Genomic DNA, 19,301 nt, shown 5'->3' on the forward strand with positions numbered 1-19,301 from the left:
GAATAGCCTTCCTAAGATTGCGACGAATTTACCCGTAGAACGATTCGCTCCATCAATCGACATAACCCTAAAAAAAGGGAAATCCGCATTATTTCGGCCCGGCATTGAATTTAGAGATTCGATTTCCCGAAAATTATACTATGAGAGCGGGATTCGGAATTCTTATCGTAGTATGTCTTTGCGCACCCGCCTCCGTCTTCGCCGACCTTGCCAGCAACGGCGCGACACATTTGGTCCGCGTGGAAAAGGGACTCAAGACGAACGAGTTTCTCATCAAGGCCTTGAACAGTTCCGTATCCAATTTGGGAACGGAAGCCGACAAAGCACTTTACAAAAGGATCATTCAACATCACGTCGAAACTAATCAGCTGTACCTCCAATTCGATTTGGAACGTTCCTACTCGGAACTCAAACGGACGCAGGATTTACTCGTGATCCTTTATTCGACTTTGATCGAATCAGGAAAAAAAACTGTGCGCTCCGAACTCGGCTTTCTCGGATATTATGCGATTCGAGGAACGGAGGCAAAACCGAAAAAACACCTCGAATTGGGTTATCGCGAACTCGCTTCCGCGGAACAGAAAAAGCTGATCTCCGACAACACACGCCCGTATTTGCAGCCGATCAAACTCGAATTACTTTATGAATCTTTAAAGTTGCTGAAACAATCCAGGAAATACGTCGTCCTTCTTTCGATGGAATATCTTTCGGATTTTCCGTCCGATCCGGAAAGCGAGGACTTCCTGGGAATATTAAACGAAATCAACAGAGCCATGTTTTCGAGAAAGGACGAATTCGCCCGGATTCATTTCGACAACCACTTCCACGCTTATTCGGGGGAAAATCTGTACGACACCTACTGGCAGGATCCCGCCCTCGAAGAGTTGGAAAAACCTCTCGGAGAGATAGACGCGGCGTATCTTCGCGCGAGAAGAAAAGCGAAACGTTGATCCGGTCGATTTTTTCCGCGGGGTCGTTTCGAAATTCAGATGACAAGGAATTCTCTCTTGGATACAACCGATCCTTGTGTTAGAACTGAGTTGTCCCAACTGCGGAGCACCCGTACCGTTTCAAAGTAAGGTTGCGATTTACGGAGTTTGTCCGAATTGCAAAACCCTCACCCTTCAAAAAAATCAATCCTTGGAAAGTCTGGGTAAAGCCGGCGATCTCGTCCCGGATCTTTCTCCGATTCAGATAAGAACTTCGGGTAAAACCAAGGACGGCATCGGCTTTCGTATCGTCGGACGCATTCAGCAAAAATATTCTCTCGGCACTTGGAACGAATGGCACGCGATCACTCCGGACGGAAGATCGGTTTGGCTTGCGGAAGCTCAGGGTCAATATATGCTTACGGAACTCAGACCCACTTCCTCAAAGCAGAAGTTTCCCGAACACGACCAGGTTCGGGATTTGAACTCGCCTCCGGATGTTTATTTCACGACGGCTCAAAACGCCAAACAACTGTTACGCGCCGGAGAAACTCTCGAAGTGGAAAACGATCTCTGGATGATCCGGGAAATCGGCCTTGCCACCTGTATCGCAGGAGAAGGCGAATTGCCGATAGGATTTCAAACCGGAAGCACTTCGGTTCTTTTGGATCTAGCAAACGATCAGGGTTGGTTTGCTACATTAGATTATTCTCATACTCCTCCCCTTTACTTTAAGGGAAAGATCTATTCCTTCGACCAGATCGAATTCATCAATCTGAGGGACCCGAAGGCGTTTACCGGTTTTCAAAAAATAGACCAGGCCAAGGCGGTACAATGTTTAGGCTGCGGCGCGTCTTTAAGTCAGAGAAGTCCCGACTTTTCCCAATCCGTCGCTTGCGAATATTGTGGAACCGTAATGGACACGACTAGAAAAGAATTGAAGATCCTTTCCAAATTTCAGGAGATCATCAAGGATCGTGTGTTCCTTCCGCCCGGAACGAAACTGAACCTAAAGGGAAAGGAGTGCGAAGTTTTGGGAGTGGTCAAAAAATCCGTCCATTCGCACGGAGAAATTTTTCCATGGACGGAATATCTTCTGCATTATACGGGCGGTTATTTTTGGCTCAACGAAACCGACGGACATTGGACCCTGTTCGAACCGACTCCCGTGATTCCGAGGACGGTCCAGAACGCGTACCCCGCAAGAAAGACGTTTCAAAACGAGGAATTCAAACTGTTCAACTCTTCGACCGCAGGAGTCGATTTCGCCTTCGGGGAATTCTATTACAAAATCAACGCGGAGGATACGGCGGAACTTTCCGATTTTATAGCCCCGCCTCGTATGTTGTCCTCGGAAAATACGAAAACCGAAATATTCTGGTCGATAGGGGAATATATTTCCAGGAACGACCTGGCCAAAGCGATTCAAGGAGAAGTGGATCTGCCTTCTCCGATCGGAATCGGAATAGTTCAACCGAACCCATATGAAAAATTAAAAAAACGGAATATTAAATTAGCTGCATTTATTTCGGCGATCATGCTCATCGTCCAGATCGGTTTCTGCCTGAACGCTCAAGACAAAGAAGTCCTTTCCAAGCAGTTTTTTTACGCGCGCAATCCCGCTCCCGGAGGAACTACGGATCCGTCCTTCGTTACGGAAACGTTTCAATTGGAAGGAAGCTCCAGACAAAACGTCCAAATCAAATTGAACGTTCCGGATCTTTCCAACCGTTATATCTACTATTCTCTCGCTTTGATCAATACACAAACCGACGTCGCATACGACACCGGCCTGGAAGTGAGTTATTACGAAGGGGTCGAAGACGGGGAAAGTTGGAGCGAAGGAAGTAAGTCCGCGGACGTCGTTATCGGAGAAGTCCCCGGAGGGGAATATTATCTGAGATTGGAATCGGAATCGGATTTTCCCGTCGGAAAAGGAACGGACGTGTTTCTTTCGGTCCGAAGGGACGTAGATCAGTCATTTTATTATTTCCTATTTTTACTGGGAATTTGGTTACCGGTCCCCTATTCTTTTCTACGGAGTTTCTCCTTCGAGGGATCGCGAAACGAAAAAAGCGATTTTGCTCCGGTTAGCTCCGGATCGGACGACGATGACGACTCTTCATCTTATGACGATTAGGCGGGCGAATCGAACATCGGAGATTTTCCGCATCGATCGGAAAGACGCGCGATAGGAACGGTCGCAATCACAAAGGAGGAAAGGAATGGATTTGATTAAAAAGATGTTATATCCGGTTTATGTGCTTTGGCTCACCGGTTATTTGACTTATTCGAACTTCTACGGAGGGGGCTCGAACGACGTGGACGAGGTGGAAAACGTCCCTAAAACGGTTCGGGAAAATCCGGGAGTTTATCGTTCTCATTATTTGAATTTTATGCGTTATTCCGGAGGGAAGTGATCTTTTTTGCAAACCGCCCTTTACATTTCCGTACTTATCATCTCCTCCTGCGGGCTCGTCTACGAGCTGTTAGCTGGAACGGTCGCTTCCTATCTTTTAGGTGAAACCGTCACTCAATTTTCCCTGATCATCGGAACCTATCTTTTCTCAATGGGAGTGGGTTCGTGGCTGTCCAAATTTCTGGAAAAGGACCTAATACCCAAATTCCTCGAGATCGAACTCGCGATCGGCCTAACGGGGGGTTTTAGCTCTTCTATTCTTTATTTAAGTTTCGGACATATAAGGTTTTTTCAAGTCCCTCTATTTTTGATCGTAGTTTTGATAGGAATTCTAGTAGGGTTGGAAATTCCCATACTTCTGCGAATCCTGAAGAAGGAATTACAGTTTAAGGAATTAGTCTCCAGAGTTCTCAGCTTAGATTACGTCGGAGCTTTATTGGCTTCGATCTCCTTTCCCATTTTTTTCGCGCCGAAATTAGGCCTTGTGAGAACCGGATTCGTATTCGGAATATTGAATGTAGGCGTCGCCCTCTGGGGGACTTGGGCCTTACCTTTAAAATTTTCCAGAATGCTCCTACTTAGGACGCAAGCCGTGATCGTTTTAACGCTCTTAGTTATCGGCTTTTCCTTTTCCGATCTGATCACGTATTACAGCGAAGAATCTTTGTATACGGACGAGATCATTCTTTCCAAACAATCCCAATTCCAGAGAATCATAGTGACCCGTTGGAAAAACGAGATTAGGCTTTTTTTAAACGGACATCTACAATTTTCCTCAAGGGACGAATATCGTTATCACGAAACTTTGGTTCATCCCGCGTTGCTTGCTCATCCCAGACCGAAACGTATTCTCGTGTTAGGCGGTGGAGACGGATTAGCGGTCCGGGAAATTCTTAAACATGAAAGTGTGGAATCGGTCACGTTGGTGGATTTGGATCCTGCTATTACGGATCTGTTTTCTAATCACGGAGTTTTAAACGGATTAAACGGGAAAAGTTTGAAAAATCCGAAGGTTGAAGTGATCAACGGGGATGCGTTCGTATGGCTTGAAAACGAGGAACGGATTTTCGACGTTGTAATCATAGATTTTCCGGATCCGAGTAATTTTTCATTAGGAAAACTTTATACAACCGCCTTCTTTCAAGTCCTCAAAAGAAGGATGAATGAAACTTCGGTTTTGGAGATTCAATCCACTTCTCCTTTATTTGCGCGCTCTTCTTTTTGGTGTATAGAACGTACGATATCTTCGGTGGGCTTTCACACACTTCCCCTACACGTCTATGTTCCTTCCTTTGGAGAATGGGGATTCGTCCTTGCTGGTCAAAAACCGATCCGGATGAAAAGGGAATTTCCGGACGATCTGAAATTCATCAACGAAGACGAACTCGAATCGATCCGGACGTTTCCCCAAGACATGTCGAAAGTTCCGGTCGAAATCAATCGTTTGGACAATCAGGCGTTGGTTCGGTATTACGATCGGGAGTGGAATCGGATCTTGGATTAAGAACGAAGGAGATCACCGTATCACCGTAATTCCGACGATTTTTCCGTGATATCGGCCCCGCCCCGCCCCGAAATTGGGTGGAGGAGGCGGGTCCGTGGGATAAATCGCCGAATTTTCCTTTACACGAAAATAGCCGTTTTGTCGATCCTTTTTAGAATTGTATTTCGCCGTAATTCCTACGAACAACTTTCAAAAAACGGAATAGACGTTTTCGCGAATTGCAGCTCGCCGGATAAGGTTGACAAATTTCCGTAAAAAGAAGAATCTAAAATCGGAAAATTTTTTCCTATCTCAGAAAAATCGAGGGTTCATGAAAAAAAACAGATTCAATACCTTACTTCCCCTACTCGCGTTAGTCGCTCTTTGCACGATCTCCTTACAGGCCGGTCCAGAGCGTAAGATCGAAACCACAGTCCACGACTTTATGGAAGATTATCCGAAAAAGGCGTTAAAGGCCGCGAAAAAGGGGAATCCGGAATACATAGAGAAAATCCTCGCGGAAATCCCCAATCTCGCACTCGAAGATCAAAAAGCGAAATGGACGGAAATTTCCCAGGAGGCGATTAAGTCCAAAGACTACGAACAATCCTGCAAAACTTGTCATAAGGAATTTAAAAAGGAATATAAAAAGACCTACAGAAAAAGACCGGTTCAAATTTCGAGCGACCTGGTAGAATATTTAAAAAATCTAAAGTAGTTGAACTAAAATTCGATCGGGGAAACGAAAGCCCCCGGTCGAATTTCAAAGTCTTATTTACAAGGTGTCGCTGTAGGAACCGGCTCCTTGGTTTCCACATCGATCAGTTTAAACGAAGCAGGCCCCAAAGCGACCAACTCCGGCGGTAAATATTCCAAATACAACTGCTGATCCGCCTTCAATTGAAAACAGCCGGCAACCGTAGCGGATTCGGCTACGAAGTTACTCCGATCCGTCAGAAGAAGTTTGAATTCGTAGGCGCCAGGTTTCAACTCAACGAACGTTTCGGAAGAATATTTGATCCTATGTTCTTCGGTCTCGTTCAACTTGATGGAAGTACGATAAACGCTGGTAGAAAAAAAAGGACGCGACGTTCCTTCCAGATAAATCCCGGTTTTTCCGGGGATCCGAGTCAAATGGGAAACCGGATCCGACGGCACCGAGCGAGTTTGTTTTAATCCGCAAGCCGTCAAAAGAAGAATTCCGGACATCAATAGAACTTTTTTAGTCATTCTTTACCTTAATTTTTTCGGGAACGATCTACGATCATTCTTTCCATAGATTGTATTCGATCCGTTTTCGAAAACGGACCCGATCCTTTTTTTACGGACAGGAAAATGGGACGATTTCCCTCGTCTGTAAATCCTCGATCTCCAATTGACCGGGGGAAGTCGTCAAAAGAGGAGCCGCGTATTTGAAAAACAACTGTTGTCCGGGTTTCAATTCGAAACAACCGGTTACGATGCCGGAGCCGGATGCGGTTCCGTAATTCATTCTTAGATTGAATTCGTGTTTTCCCGGCTTAAGTTCCAAAAATTCCAGAATAGCGTATCTGAATTCCTTGACGGGATTTTTATCGACTCTCATTTCCATTCCCGAAAATAGCAAACCCGCTTGCGAATTGTGATAGATCGCCTTTAAATAAATTCCTGTCTCGGGGCGATCGGAATTTATACTCTGAATTTGACTCGGCCTCGCGCTACAAGAAAAAAAGAATATTAGAATTATCTGAATTACAAGGATTCGTTTCATATCCGTCGATAATGTTCCCGGAAAGAATTTCGGCAAACGTAAAAACAAAATTCAACCGCCCGTTTTGGTCGTTTCCCGATTCGAAAAACCCGAAGGATTCTCCGTTCGTTGCACCGAACCGTTCAGGTCGAGGATCATCAAGGTTATATCGTCCTCGAACTGATCCCCTCGACCCGACCAACCTTTTACCGTTTCGAACACGAGTTGATTCAGAACTTTTCCCGTCGCGCCGGAATTGGATTTTAGAAGTTCGTAAAATCTCTGATAACCGAATAATTGACCGAACTTATTTCTCGCCTCGGTGACGCCGTCGGTAAACAAAACGATCCGATCGTCGGCTTTGATCGGAATGATCATTTGTCCGTTCTTTAAATTCCCGTCCAATCCCATAATCCAACCGGGCAGAAATATCTCCCGAAATTCCCCGCGCGAACGATTGAGAATGGCTATGGGAGGATGACCCGCGTTCGAATAGACGACGACCCCTTTTTTCATATCAATGACAAGATAAGCCGCTGTGATGAAATGTTTTCCGTATTTTCCCATCAATGCTCGGTTGATGTTCTTCAATACGTCGGCCGGCTCCGATGATTTTCTAACTTCGATCGAAAAAGCGAGTTTGACCATCGATGCGATGATCGCCGCGGGAATTCCGTGACCGGAAACGTCGCTGATAAAAATTCCCAATTTGCCGTTTCCGTAATCGTGAAAGTCGTAAAAATCTCCGCCGACGGAACTGGCGCATTCCATTCTAACCGACAACTCGACGCCTTCCACCTTGGGAAGTTTATCCGGAAGAATGGATTCCTGCAGTTCTCTCGCGATCTTCAGCTCCTGTTCGATCTCGGAAAGTTTGATCTGATTTTCGTATGCGTCAATGCTCGTCTGCAGACTTTCGGCCTGAAGAGATTTAAAACGATCCGCAAGGGCGAAGGAAAGAAGCGTCATCTCGAACAAGGAACCGATCAATGATCCCCAATTCGTGAATAGATTACTCGGCAAAACGGATAAATTCCGGAGAACAGTCGCCATGATAAAAACGACGAGAACGGACCAGGCCAGTAGAAAAAAGCGGGCCGGTCTGTATCCTTGACGATATCTGACGGTTCCGGCGTAAATTACGATCACCGAAGTAAAAATCGGCAACAAAGTCAACGCCTGCATATTCCAAAAATAGAATATAGGAAAAACGGAAAGTACGGCTCCCACGATTCCGGGAACCATAAAAAGGATCAGAATAACATCCAATATCTTCGTATTACGATCCGTATGAAGAAACGATCTCGTGAATTGTACGGAAAAAACGATGGCGAGATACGCGAACGGCACAAGCAGATCATTCCACGATTTCAGCGGAAAATAAAGATAATGGACGCCGACCCCCGTCACCGACAACTGCCAAAGGATGAAAAATAAAAGGTATAATACGTAAAAAAGATAACCCGCTTCCCGAACCGTGAATAACACAAATCCGTTATATACGAGCATTACCAGGATCGCGCCGAAAAACAGACCGAAAAGTATGTTTTGAATCTGGACGTTTTCGAGGAATTCGTAGACCGTCCAGGCCTTTAGATTCAGAATCAAGGATCTTCTCGTGGAAACCTTGATCAGATATTCCTCCGTATTGGAGTTCGAAGCGACGAGACGATAAACCGGATGAAAGTAACGGACGCTCCTTTCTTTTTCGATCTCTTCGTATCGAATCGGAAAACCGGAAATTTTTTTATAAAGTTTGAATTCCTCGGAGGCGGGATTGGCCAATTCCAAAAACCAAGTATGAAAACCTGTAAAGCCGTCCTCCCGTTTCGCTTTAAAACGGAGCCAAAAAGAAGAGCGCGTATAACCCTTGGATACGGAATCTTTTCCGAAGTCCGCCCAATCCGGATTGAAAAAAGGATCGCTGAAATTCCGGATTCGAATCGTATCTGCGGGGTCTTCGAGAATTTGCAGGGACTTTCCTACGAATTCACCGTTCATCGTTTCGGAAAGAAGGAAAACGCTCTTTTTCGTAAGCGAAGAACTTTTCGTGCGCAAACCCGTTTGGGAAAGAAGAGAGGAAATTCCCGCACACAGAAGTACCGCGAAGAATAGGATTTTGCGGTTCAAAGTTTCACGCCCGCAAGTCCCAGAATGTACTGAAACTCGGCGGGAGAAACGGGCTGAATGGAGAGGCGCGATCCTTTTTGCAGAAGCACCATGTTCTTCAGTTGTTTGTGCTTTTTCATTTCTTCCATCGTGACAGGTTCGGGGAATTTCTTTTTAAATTTGATATCCACCATATACCAGGTAGGCTTCTCCAACTTACTCTTCGGATCGAAGTATTTGTGAGAAGGATCGAACGCGAAACGATCCGGATAACCGGGTTTCACCACTTCCGCGATTCCTACGATGGAAAGGGGGTTGGCCCTACTATGGTAAAAGAGAACTAAATCCCCTTTTTGAATACTGTCACGCAAGAAATTGCGCGCTTGATAATTTCTAACCCCTTCCCAAGGCGCGATCCGGGAAGGAGCGTTGTAGAGATCGTCGATCGAAAAAACGTCCGGTTCTGTCTTAAAAAGCCAGTAATTCATTCCATTCCGGCGTTATAAGCGGGATTCGTTTTAATTCCGTTTTGCTTTTTCGATTTCACCGTTTTTTCCGGTTTTTTTTTGACGTCTTCGTTGGCCGGATGTACGATCGCCATCAACTCTTCGTGCGAAATCGTTTCCTTAGCGAGAAGCGCTTTCGCCAAACCTTCAAACTTAGAGGCGTTTTTACGAACCAGATCCCGACCTTTGTTCAAACAACTTTGAACGATGTCCCGCACTTCCTTGTCGATCATCGCGGCGAATTCTTCCGAATAATATTTGCTGCTATGACCCATGTCCCTTCCGACAAACACGTTGGCTTGATCGCCGCTGTAATTGACGGTCCCGAGTTTTTCGGACATTCCCCATTCACAAACCATTTTGCGTGCGATGTTAGAAGCCTGTTGAATGTCGTTGCTCGAACCAGTGGAAGTGACTCCGAACTTGAATTCCTCCGCGATAAAACCTCCCATAGCAACGACGATCTGATCGAGCCAATAGGTTTTAGGGAGAATGTGTTTGTCTTCTTTAGGAAGAGATTGTGTAAGACCGAGAGCGCGTCCTCTCGGAATAATCGTAACCTTATGAACCGGTTCGGTATAAGGAAGAAGGGTTCCGAGAATCGCATGACCCGCTTCGTGATACGCGATGACCTCTTTTTCCTTTTCGGAAATGAAGAACGATTTTCTTTCGGGTCCCATCATCACTTTATCGCGCGCTTCTTCGAGTTCTTCCTGAGTGACTCGTTTTTTATTCTTACGAGCGGCGAGTAACGCGCCTTCGTTGATGAGGTTCGCGAGATCGGCTCCGGTAAAACCGGGGGTTCCTCTTGCGATCGAATGAAGGGAAATATCGCTGGTCATCGGAACCTTACGGGAATGCACTTTGAGAATTTCTTCCCGGCCTTTGATATCCGGAAGATCGACCATCACTTGACGGTCAAAACGGCCCGGTCTGAGCAAAGCGGGATCTAAAACGTCCGCACGGTTGGTGGCGGCCATCACGATCACACCTTCGTTCTTTTCGAAACCGTCCATCTCGACGAGCATCTGGTTGAGAGTTTGTTCCCTTTCGTCGTGGCCTCCTCCCAGACCGGCTCCTCTTAGGCGACCGACCGCATCGATCTCATCGATAAAGATGATACAAGGAGAATTCTTTTTCCCTTGATCGAAAAGATCTCTTACCCGAGAAGCTCCGACCCCGACGAACATTTCCACGAAGTCCGATCCGGAAATGGAGAAGAACGGAACTCCCGCTTCTCCCGCAACCGCTCTTGCGAGCAAAGTTTTACCGGTACCGGGAGGACCGACTAACAGAACACCGGTGGGAATTCTAGCACCGATCGCGTGAAACTTTTTCGGATCCTTGAGAAATTCTATGATTTCCACAAGTTCTTCTTTCGCCTCTTCGCAACCCGCTACGTCTTCGAAAGTGACTTTTACTTTCGGGTCCACGGTCATCTTGGCTTTGGATTTACCGAAAGAGAAGGCTTTGTTTCCGGTGGATTGAATCTGTCGCATCATGATGAACCAAAAAAGGCCGATCAAAATTACGATGAGAAGAATGTTGCTTCCGATAACGCTCCAGAATTTTCCCTCTTCCGCCGAACGCGCGTCAAACGATACGTTCGCTCTTCTTAAGGATGCGATCAGATCCTTGTCCAAAGGAGCGACCGTCGTTCTGAACTTTACGGGTTTGGCCGTTTTGGATTCGGAATATTCGGAAGGAATATAAAAACCTTCGATCACGTCTTTTTCGACTTGGATCTTATTGTACTTATCGACGCTGCCTTTGTACAACTTACCGAGAGGTTTTTTTCCCTCCACCGGTTCGAGCATATTCAAAAAATCGGAATAGGAGATATCCTTAGTCGCGCCGGCGTTATTTTCATAATTATAGGCGATGATCAAAACGACCATCATTATGATCAGGACGAAGAATACGTTTTTCAAGTTCTTGTTCATGGAGTTCTCCCGTTAACTTAGACGCCTGTGAGATACAAAAAACAGGCAAGAGGTTCCTTCCGATAGCATTTCACGTTTCTTCAAAAAGGCAAGGAAGAATTGATCGAAACGTAGAAACGGAATCCGAAAGAAGAGGCAAATCTTGGAAATTTTTTACTGCGACTTTGAAAATTCGAACCTACGGATCAAAAACAGAGCGATACAAAACGCCGCCCTTCGCGACAAAAACGCGACGATTTTAAAGATGATATTTTTCGATCACGTCGTCGATATCTCCGAGAGAAATCGAACGGATCGCAGCTTCCGCATCGTTGATGATCTGGATGAGACTTAGGTTTTCCATCGGTTCGAAATCTTCCTTCAAAAAGGATTCCCTCGTTTTTCCCTCGAAACCTTCGTTGCGGATTCCGATCCGAATTCGGATAAAATTCGGGGAACGTAACGATTGAATGATGGACTTAACTCCGGGATGATCCGTTTCCTGGGTTCCCTTATCGACCACGATTCTACCGAGGGTAAGATTCCAGTCCTCTTGAATGACCAAAATCTCCCCTACTTGAATCTTTAAAAAGGAAGCGATGTATAAAACGGATTCGCCGGAAAGATCGCTGAACGTCTGCGGTTTTAAAAGAACGACTTCTTCGCCTTCGAAATCTCCGCGGCCGATCAGGGATTTTTTCTTCTTGGTCTTGATTTCAACATTGATGTTATTCGCGATAACATCCAATATTTTGAAACCGATATTGGAGCGATTGTTGTTGTATCTATCTCCTGGATTCCCGAGTCCGACGATCAGCTTCATGAATACCTATCTGTTTTTATCAGATTAGACCTGATGAAAGTTCCGTTTTATTTTTTTCCTTTCTTAGCCTTATCGTCGCCTGCGCCTTTGGCTTCCGCTCTTTCGGCCGCAAGAAGCGCCTTGGTTTTGTTAACCGAAGTTACGATCGGATCTCCGTTGATCAAAATTTCCCAGCTCGCTGGAACTTTCAACTGGCTGATCTTGATCGCGTCTCCCACGTCGAGATCGGTGACGTCGATGGTGAGGTTTTCGACCAGATCCTCGGGGATCGTTTTAACGCGGAGTTCGTGGATGATATGTTCGAATTGACCGCCGGTTTTGGAACCTTTTGCGATTCCGGTGGTTTCGATGCCTATCTTGGTGACGATCTTTTGACCGGGAACGACTTTGTAAAAATCCACATGACGGATTCTGTCGATCTCCGGAAATCTTTGGATTTCCTTAACGAAAACTTTTTGCTGACCTTGACCTTCCACGTCGAGTTCGATCAGAGTGGACTGACGAATTCCGGAGTGAACCATCCTTTCCAGTTCCTTTTCATTCACCGAACCGGAAGTCGCAACTCCGCCGCCGATGATATTTACGGGAATCATTCCCGACGCACGAAGGCGATTGTTTTCGTTTTTACCGGTTTCCGTTCTTTTTTTAACCGCGATTTTGTGAGTAGTGTTTTGGCTCATTCTTATTACCTAACCTTAATCGAATAAAGTGCTGACTGATTGATTTGTGTGAATCCTTTTGATCGCGTTGGCGAACAAAGGGGCTACGGACAATGATTTCAATTTGTTGATCTTTTTGGATTCGGGGATCGCGATCGTGTTTGCGAGAACGACTTCGGTGAAGTTGGTCGCGTTGATCCTGTCCACCGCTTCTCCGGAAAGAACCCCGTGCGTCGCTGCGCAATACACCGACTTCGCTCCGTGTTTCAAAAGGGCATCCGCCGCCTTGCAGATCGTTCCCGCGGTATCGATCATATCATCGAGAAGAATACAATTCTTCCCTTCGATCTCTCCGATCACGTTCATCACTTCGGAAACGTTCGCTTTCGGTCTTCGTTTATCAATGATTGCTAATGAACCGTTCACTTTTTTACCGAAGGCTCTCGCTCTTTCGGCTCCTCCCGAATCCGGGGAAACGATCACGAGATCTTCTATGTTTTTGGTGTTGATGTAATCCGCCAAAACGGGCGCGAAGTGAAGATTGTCCACGGGAACTCTAAAAAAACCCTGAATCTGATCCGCGTGCAAATCCATGGTAAGAATTCTGTTTAAGCCCACGACTTCCAAAAGATCCGCGACGATTCTCGCGGAAATCGGAACTCTCGGTTCCACTTTACGGTCCTGACGACCGTAGCCGTAATACGGGATCACGACGCTGATGCTGGAAACGGAAGCTCTGCGAAGCGCATCCATGATCAAAAGCAATTCCATCAAATGATCGTTCGCCGGAGCGGACGTGGATTGAACGATGAACACTTCCCGACCTCGAACGTTATCGTCTATCTTAACCGAAATCTCTCCGTCGGAGAATTTCTTTAAGTTAATCTTTCCCGGTTGAATATTGAGATGCGTGCAGATCTCTTCGGCGATTTGTTTGTTGGAACTTCCCGCGAATACGGCGATGTCTCCGTTCATGGATGGACGGCCTCCCCTTTGATCATGGCGGAAAGCATTTGTAAATCTTCCGGAGAATTCACTCCGTGACTTTCGAGGTGGTTTTTCAATTTCATGGCACCGAGTTTCTTTCCGGAATTTCTATATAATTTCACTAAGTCGGGAAGGTAATATTCTCCCTGTGCGTTGGAATTTCCGATTTGTCGGAGAGAATCGAATAAACCTTCTCCGTCAAAAACGTAGGTTCCCGTGTTGATTTCGTTGATCGATTTTTCTTCGGCGGAAGAATCCTTTTCTTCCACGATCGCGACGACTTCGCCGGAAGAATTGCGGATGATTCTTCCATAACCGGTCGGTCGATCCACGACCGCGGAAAGAATCGTAGCGGAGAATTCGTTTTGTTTGTGTTCTTTTACGATGTTGGCGAACGTTTCAGAGGTGATCATCGGAACGTCTCCGCAGGCAACGATGACCGAACCGGAAAAATCTTTGAGTTCGGGTTCTGCACACAGAAGTGCATGTGCCGTGCCGAGTTGTTCGGTTTGTTCGGCGAACGTGACACCGGAAATTCCGGCGCACAAGGATTGAACCAGTTCTTTTTTGTAGCCGACCACGACTACGATCCGTTCCACCCCGGAAGCCCTCAGGTGATCGAGTACGTGCAGGAGTAACGGTTTGCCGTTTAGCTCGACCGCAACCTTAGGCTGATCCGTTTTCATACGGGTGCCCTTCCCTGCGGCCAATACCACAGCGACCTTATCCTGAGTAGGTTTCATCGTTTAATCAATGTCAGTAAAACAATTTGGCTGGGCTGCTAGGATTCGAACCTAGGAAATGGCGATACCAAAAACCGCTGCCTTACCACTTGGCGACAGCCCAGTTTCTAAAAATTGAATCGTACGAATGTGAGATTTGGGAATTCCTGCCTCAGCCTTTGCAGCAGTTCTTCTTGGATCTCAAGACCCTGGACCAGCCCGTACATGCTCGAACCAGAACCGGTCAAAGAACAATAACTGGAACCGAACTCCAGGAATCTGTCCTTGAGAACTCCCAATTCCGGATGAAGTTGGAAGGCAACCGGCTCAAAATCATTCCAGAGCCTACCCTGTAGAGAGCCCCAATCTCCGCTTTTTAAGCTGAAAATCAGATTTTCCGACAGCGTATTCCCATTTTTCTGAGAGGGCCCCTCTTGTAAAGGTTTTTTCAAAAGAGAATACATTTCCGCCGTATTCATGACTTGCGGAGTGAGTGCGAGAATTCCTTGTCCCGGGTGAATTTCTATTTCCTCGGAAAGTTCGCCTCGACCGGTTACGAACGCGTGCCCTTCTCCCAAAAAAAAAGGAACGTCGGATCCGATTTCGGAAGCGAGAAGTTTCATTTCGTCGGTGGTAAAAAAGGAACGCCACGAAAAAAGAAAGTTTAAAAGAGAAGCGGCGTTCGTACTTCCTCCGCCGAGACCGCCCGCCGGCGAGATCCGTTTGGTGAGATGAATCCTTACTCCGGGAAGCTCCGGAAAAAGGGAGCGGGCCTTTTCAAACGTCTTATACAGTATATTTTTTTTCAAGTCTCCGAGTTCGGAGACACGATCATACAATTTACGCTTTTCTAATACAATTTCGTTGACCGAGACGAGCTCAAAAACCCCGTTATCCGCGGGTTCGATTTCGATGTCGTCTCCCCAGGATATTTTAAGGAAGATACTTTTGATTTCGTGAAAACCGTCGGAACGTCGAAACGGAATCTCCAATCCGAGATTGATCTTAGCGGGGGATAACATACGATTCCCCTTCAAAATCCTTTTCCGTAAAAAATCCGAAACGAGACCCTATGATTAGAATATTAAAATTTTCTGTTTTTCTAATTCTTTTTGAAAAAGACCACATCTACTTTCGCTCAGCGTAAAACCGATCCGATCTCGCCTAAGATACGTTTTACGAGATGTTCGGGATTTTTCAGGATAACGTTTTTTCCGAACGGAAGAAGGATTTCCAAAAACCAATCTTCCTCCCTGATTTTGGCCTTGGACAGATGATAAACGACGCCGTCCGCTTCCTTCCGAATCGAAGTCCTTTCCAAACCCAGTTTTCGATTCAGATTGTAGAAGACCTCTTTCGTGTGCCAGATTTCGGCGACTCCGGAGGAATTTTCCCGATTTTTTCGAAACGTTTCGAACTCGAGGATATAGTCCGATTTTTTTCGGCCGGCGGGTTGTTGAATCGGATCGGTTCCGACGGCGACGGAAAGTATATGATCCAGACGGAAATTCCGCGGAGCGTTTCTTTCGTGGCAATAACCCAACAGATAATCTTCGATCGAATGAAACAAAAACCAAGGATCCACTTTTCTGCGCAACGGCCTGTCTTCCTTTCTGGATTGGTATTCCAAAACGAGCGACTTACCGTTCCGAAGCGCCTCTTCGATCGTATGTTTATAGACGGCGAACGTGTTTTGTCCGGTTACCGGAAGTATGGAAATAATTTTTTGATGAATTTTGTGGGATACGGACCGGAAATTCGGATCTTTTTCGGTCTCCGAAGATTCCTCCAAAATACGGCGTAATAAGAGCCATTCGCGGATGCTCAGCCGAAGATCGGAATCGAAACGAAACGGAAGAAACAAACCGAACGTATCCGTTTCGGAATCGTAATCCACCTGGATCAAATCTGCCACGTGCGGCGTCGTTCCCAAAAAGAAAAGTTCGCCGAGTTGTTCCTTGAGATCCTTATGATTGCCGACTCCGGTGACGCTCGCCAGTTCGTCCAAGGTCATACGTTTGCCGTCCTTAAGATGACGGATGAGATTCAATTTGAAGTTCAGTCGTGCCGTACTAGGATTCATGAAAACCTGCGTCCTCAAAGCTAAAATGTCCGCGCTTTCTGTAAACCGGAAATGACGACTCGTTCCACCGTTTTGCGATTTCGAAACCGAGGAATTTCGGATTCTCCGGTCGAAAACCGCGGGGCATAGGGATTGACAAACGCTCGCGCGGAAAAATCCTCCATGAAATGCGAAAGTCGTTTTGGTTCTGGCTTTTCCTATTCCTTCCGGCGATTTACTATGTCGGAGCGGTTCTCAGTTGGGATAAAAAAAAGAAACTTCCGATCACGGGCGACGAGCCGCATTATATAATGATTTCGGAAAGTCTTTTTGCGGATCGTGACTTCGATCTCGCGAATAATTATCGAGAGGACGAAGTTTCCAAAAGAATAATCGGCCCCGTGGACGTGGAACGACATACGATCGCCAAGGGGGAAAAACGGTTCAGCATTCACTCCGCAGGAACCGCATTTTTGGTTTGGATCGGCTACGCGTTTTCCGGAATCAAAGGAGCAAGAATCGCTCTCGCTCTTTTTGCGGGATTATTGCCGTTCATTTTTTACGGAATCGCAAGGATCTGGGAAATTTCCAAGGTGGAATCGACCCTACTTTCCCTGGCGTATTCCGCGGCTCTTCCCTTCCCCTTGGCCGCGGGACAAATTTTTCCGGATCTTCCTTCGGGAATCGTAATAAGCGCTATCGCGTTATTCGCGTTCGCAATCGAAGAACGGAATAATATATCAAAAAAAAAGAATATTCTGTTTTTTGTATGCGGTTTCTCCGCCGGGTTCCTTGTTTGGTTGCACGTAAAAAACGCTCCGATTTCGATCGTGATTCTCATTTGGATTACGAGCCTAAAACGGACGGAAACCGGGTCGAAACGGGTTCTGTGGACGGGCGCTGCCGTTCCGTTTTTTCTCCTTTTGATTTCCAATCTTCTTTGGTTCGGAAACGGACTCGGGCCGTATTCTGAAACGGACGGATCCGACGTTCCTCCAACGGTCAGCTTCGATCTTGCGCATTGGGTCACAGTTTTTGCGGGACTTTGGACGGATAGAAATCAGGGAATCTGGTTTCAAAACCCGCTCGTTTGGATCTTCGGTTCGATCGGTTGGATTCGGATTTTGAAGAATCGGAAATTCCGAAGAATGGGCGTTCTATTTTCTTTGATCGTGCTTTTACAGCTAAATCTCAACGCGGCGCATCCGTGTTCTTACGGTTGTTTATCCTTGCCGGGAAGGTTTCAGTGGAGCAGCGCCCCGCTTCTATTTACGATCGTGGCCTGCGGCTGGGCGGGAATCCGTCCTCGCTCCGCCAAGATCGCCTTTTCATTGTTAGTAATTTCTGTCGCTTATCAATTTTGGATCGGAAAGTATTGGTTCGATCACGTCGCGTCCTTGTATCATACGATGCAACCGGATCCTTCACTCAGACCCGGCTTTTTTCCCGAGGCGATTCTTTCCTATCTCCCTTCCTGGACGGACACGGAGGAATCTTGGAAAAGCGGATTGAATTGGATTTGGTTGTCTTTTTTCGTTTCCGTGCCTTTTCTCGCGGAATTTTTGTTTACCCGGAACGGGAATCAAAATGAGACCGGTCCCAATCCTTAGTTGACAGAAAACGGAAACCAGAACCAATCATTGAAAAGACGGAGCGCTGATCCAATCATGAAACGTATTTCCCATTTCCTTTTAAAAATCGTTTTCGCGTCGGCCCTTTTCGGAATTCCGACTTCCGTACAGCGGGCTCAGGAAGCGGAACAAGCGCCTCCCAAAGAAAAGATGATTTGTCAAAAAATCGAATTGATCATTAACGGACAACTTTACGACGACGGACACAAATGCGTTTCTCCGGAAGCGATCTGTTACCTCGTGGAGGGGCTTTCCCTGAGTTGTTTTGCGAATCCCAAACCGATTCCCGATCCGAACCGCAAACAGAAGTAAAACCGCATTCGCGTTTTTACTCAAACCGATTCGTCCCCTCATCCGCAACCTCCTTGCTTCGGAACCAAAACGAGAACGAGAAGAAACCGCGGGAAAAGTACAATAAAAAAGGCGTCTTTCCAGACGCCTTTTTTATTCAGTCGAAAAGCCGATTCAGAATCAGAGACTACCTAAAACGGCTTGGTATCTCTGCGCTTCTTTTTCCAGCGCCTGCGCTTGTTTCAGATATTTCTGAGATTGAGCGTTGCTGGCGAGGAATTTTCCTCCGGTGGATCGTTTTGCGAGTTCACGGAGTTCTTCCGCTCTGGTCGCTTTTTGTTGGGCAATCGCTTTCAGATAATTTCCCACGGCGGTTTTCTGTTCTTTGGTTACTGCGCTTTCCACGATCGCTTTTTCAAGAAGCTGATCTTCCACTTCTTCGGAAACTGCGAAAACGGAACCGGTCGCCAAAAGGCCTACAAGGGAGAGCACCGATACGAGTCTGCTTTTATTCATGATTGAAACCTCAAATGAGTTTTTATTTTTTGAAGAACGAATCTTCATTACCAAATAGACTCCGCCCGTTTCGAAAATAAATCAAAAAAATTTTTTACGGGCTTTTTTACCGAAAAAAATCGATCAAACGAATTTCATATATAATAAAATCATTATATTCCATTTTATTTAAGCACGAGAAATCGATTTTTGGTTCAAACTCCGCAACGTTGAAAAAGAGAGCGTATCATTTGTAAGATCCGCCGTTCGATTGATTCCTATTCGCGCACAACGAAATCGGTTGCTGAATCGAGATGCGATTGTTGCGTTTCGATACATCGGGTTTTATTCGTTGAACAGTTCTTTCCGATTTCATACTTGGAATTGAGGAAATCGTATTCAAGATTGCAAATCACAGCTTTCTATTTGAAGAAAGGGGCAATTTTACCGCAAAGTCGATTGGTGCTTATTTTATGGGCATTCATTTTTCAATTAATTTGCCGTTTTTTTGGGCTCCTTTGCACAAAAAAGACC

The 19,301-nt window shown here is 46.1% G+C and carries 19 protein-coding genes and 1 tRNA gene; 7 read left to right on the forward strand and 13 right to left on the reverse strand.

Annotated elements, in window-relative coordinates; all coding sequences use genetic code 11:
* Positions 1 to 140: 140 nt before the first annotated feature.
* The 5 genes from EHQ17_RS11145 (at position 141) to EHQ17_RS11165 (ending at position 5,549) form a co-directional block, all read left to right on the forward strand.
* Positions 141 to 950, forward strand: coding sequence for an adhesin OmpL37 family surface protein (locus EHQ17_RS11145; protein WP_135594838.1), 810 nt, complete (start codon positions 141 to 143; stop codon positions 948 to 950).
* A 76-nt stretch (positions 951 to 1,026) separates the two neighbouring features.
* Positions 1,027 to 3,069: a DUF4178 domain-containing protein gene (locus tag EHQ17_RS11150; protein WP_135594532.1), complete on the forward strand. Its 2,043-nt coding sequence runs from the start codon at positions 1,027 to 1,029 to the stop codon at positions 3,067 to 3,069.
* Between the two features lie 85 nt (positions 3,070 to 3,154).
* A complete protein-coding gene (locus tag EHQ17_RS11155) occupies positions 3,155 to 3,349 on the forward strand; it encodes a DUF4806 domain-containing protein (protein ID WP_135594530.1) in 195 nt (64 codons plus the stop codon).
* 6 nt (positions 3,350 to 3,355) lie between these two features.
* A complete protein-coding gene (locus EHQ17_RS11160) occupies positions 3,356 to 4,852 on the forward strand; it encodes a polyamine aminopropyltransferase (RefSeq protein WP_135594528.1) in 1,497 nt (498 codons plus the stop codon).
* Positions 4,853 to 5,162: 310 nt separating this feature from the next.
* On the forward strand, positions 5,163 to 5,549 hold the full coding sequence (locus EHQ17_RS11165) for a hypothetical protein (RefSeq protein WP_135594526.1): 387 nt from the start codon (positions 5,163 to 5,165) through the stop codon (positions 5,547 to 5,549).
* Between the two features lie 53 nt (positions 5,550 to 5,602).
* Here EHQ17_RS11165 and EHQ17_RS11170 read toward each other — a convergent pair whose 3' ends face one another.
* The 12 genes from EHQ17_RS11170 to EHQ17_RS11225 form a co-directional block, all read right to left on the reverse strand.
* A complete protein-coding gene (locus EHQ17_RS11170) occupies positions 5,603 to 6,061 on the reverse strand; it encodes a hypothetical protein (RefSeq protein WP_135594524.1) in 459 nt (152 codons plus the stop codon).
* 91 nt (positions 6,062 to 6,152) lie between these two features.
* Entirely contained in the window at positions 6,153 to 6,581 is a 429-nt protein-coding gene (locus tag EHQ17_RS11175) for a hypothetical protein (RefSeq protein WP_135594522.1), read from the reverse strand.
* A 51-nt stretch (positions 6,582 to 6,632) separates the two neighbouring features.
* Positions 6,633 to 8,690: a 7TM diverse intracellular signaling domain-containing protein gene (locus EHQ17_RS11180; protein WP_135594520.1), complete on the reverse strand. Its 2,058-nt coding sequence runs from the start codon at positions 8,688 to 8,690 to the stop codon at positions 6,633 to 6,635.
* Entirely contained in the window at positions 8,687 to 9,157 is a 471-nt protein-coding gene (locus EHQ17_RS11185) for an EVE domain-containing protein (RefSeq protein ID WP_135594518.1), read from the reverse strand. The genes EHQ17_RS11180 and EHQ17_RS11185 overlap by 4 nt, the downstream gene beginning before the upstream one ends.
* Positions 9,154 to 11,118: an ATP-dependent zinc metalloprotease FtsH gene (ftsH, locus tag EHQ17_RS11190; RefSeq protein ID WP_135594516.1), complete on the reverse strand. Its 1,965-nt coding sequence runs from the start codon at positions 11,116 to 11,118 to the stop codon at positions 9,154 to 9,156. Before ftsH ends, EHQ17_RS11185 begins: the two co-directional genes overlap by 4 nt.
* A gap of 238 nt (positions 11,119 to 11,356) precedes the next feature.
* Positions 11,357 to 11,920 (reverse strand): aminoacyl-tRNA hydrolase, encoded by a 564-nt coding sequence (pth, locus tag EHQ17_RS11195; protein WP_135594514.1) that lies wholly within the window; start codon positions 11,918 to 11,920, stop codon positions 11,357 to 11,359.
* 47 nt (positions 11,921 to 11,967) lie between these two features.
* Positions 11,968 to 12,600: a 50S ribosomal protein L25/general stress protein Ctc gene (locus tag EHQ17_RS11200; protein ID WP_135594512.1), complete on the reverse strand. Its 633-nt coding sequence runs from the start codon at positions 12,598 to 12,600 to the stop codon at positions 11,968 to 11,970.
* Positions 12,601 to 12,615: 15 nt separating this feature from the next.
* Positions 12,616 to 13,554, reverse strand: a complete 939-nt coding sequence (locus EHQ17_RS11205) for a ribose-phosphate diphosphokinase (protein WP_135594510.1) — start codon at positions 13,552 to 13,554, stop codon at positions 12,616 to 12,618.
* A complete protein-coding gene (locus tag EHQ17_RS11210; RefSeq protein ID WP_135594508.1) occupies positions 13,551 to 14,309 on the reverse strand; it encodes a sugar phosphate nucleotidyltransferase in 759 nt (252 codons plus the stop codon). The genes EHQ17_RS11205 and EHQ17_RS11210 overlap by 4 nt, the downstream gene beginning before the upstream one ends.
* Positions 14,310 to 14,336: 27 nt before the next feature.
* A tRNA-Gln gene (locus tag EHQ17_RS11215) sits at positions 14,337 to 14,412 on the reverse strand.
* Positions 14,413 to 14,416: 4 nt separating this feature from the next.
* Entirely contained in the window at positions 14,417 to 15,310 is an 894-nt protein-coding gene (locus tag EHQ17_RS11220) for a 4-(cytidine 5'-diphospho)-2-C-methyl-D-erythritol kinase (protein WP_135594506.1), read from the reverse strand.
* Between the two features lie 116 nt (positions 15,311 to 15,426).
* Positions 15,427 to 16,371, reverse strand: a complete 945-nt coding sequence (locus tag EHQ17_RS11225) for a helix-turn-helix transcriptional regulator (RefSeq protein WP_135594504.1) — start codon at positions 16,369 to 16,371, stop codon at positions 15,427 to 15,429.
* Positions 16,372 to 16,538: 167 nt separating this feature from the next.
* Between EHQ17_RS11225 and EHQ17_RS11230 the strand changes: the two genes are divergently transcribed.
* Together EHQ17_RS11230 and EHQ17_RS11235 are read left to right on the forward strand one after the other, a co-directional pair.
* Entirely contained in the window at positions 16,539 to 17,960 is a 1,422-nt protein-coding gene (locus EHQ17_RS11230; protein WP_135594502.1) for a hypothetical protein, read from the forward strand.
* Between the two features lie 57 nt (positions 17,961 to 18,017).
* Positions 18,018 to 18,293, forward strand: coding sequence for a hypothetical protein (locus EHQ17_RS11235; RefSeq protein WP_135594500.1), 276 nt, complete (start codon positions 18,018 to 18,020; stop codon positions 18,291 to 18,293).
* A gap of 159 nt (positions 18,294 to 18,452) precedes the next feature.
* Here the strand turns inward: EHQ17_RS11235 and EHQ17_RS11240 are convergent, their stop codons facing one another.
* Positions 18,453 to 18,788, reverse strand: coding sequence for an LIC10421/LIC12816 family protein (locus EHQ17_RS11240; protein ID WP_135594498.1), 336 nt, complete (start codon positions 18,786 to 18,788; stop codon positions 18,453 to 18,455).
* Positions 18,789 to 19,301: the final 513 nt, after the last annotated feature.

Origin of the sequence: Leptospira gomenensis (genome assembly GCF_004770155.1) — a bacterium.
GTDB lineage: Bacteria > Spirochaetota > Leptospiria > Leptospirales > Leptospiraceae > Leptospira > Leptospira gomenensis.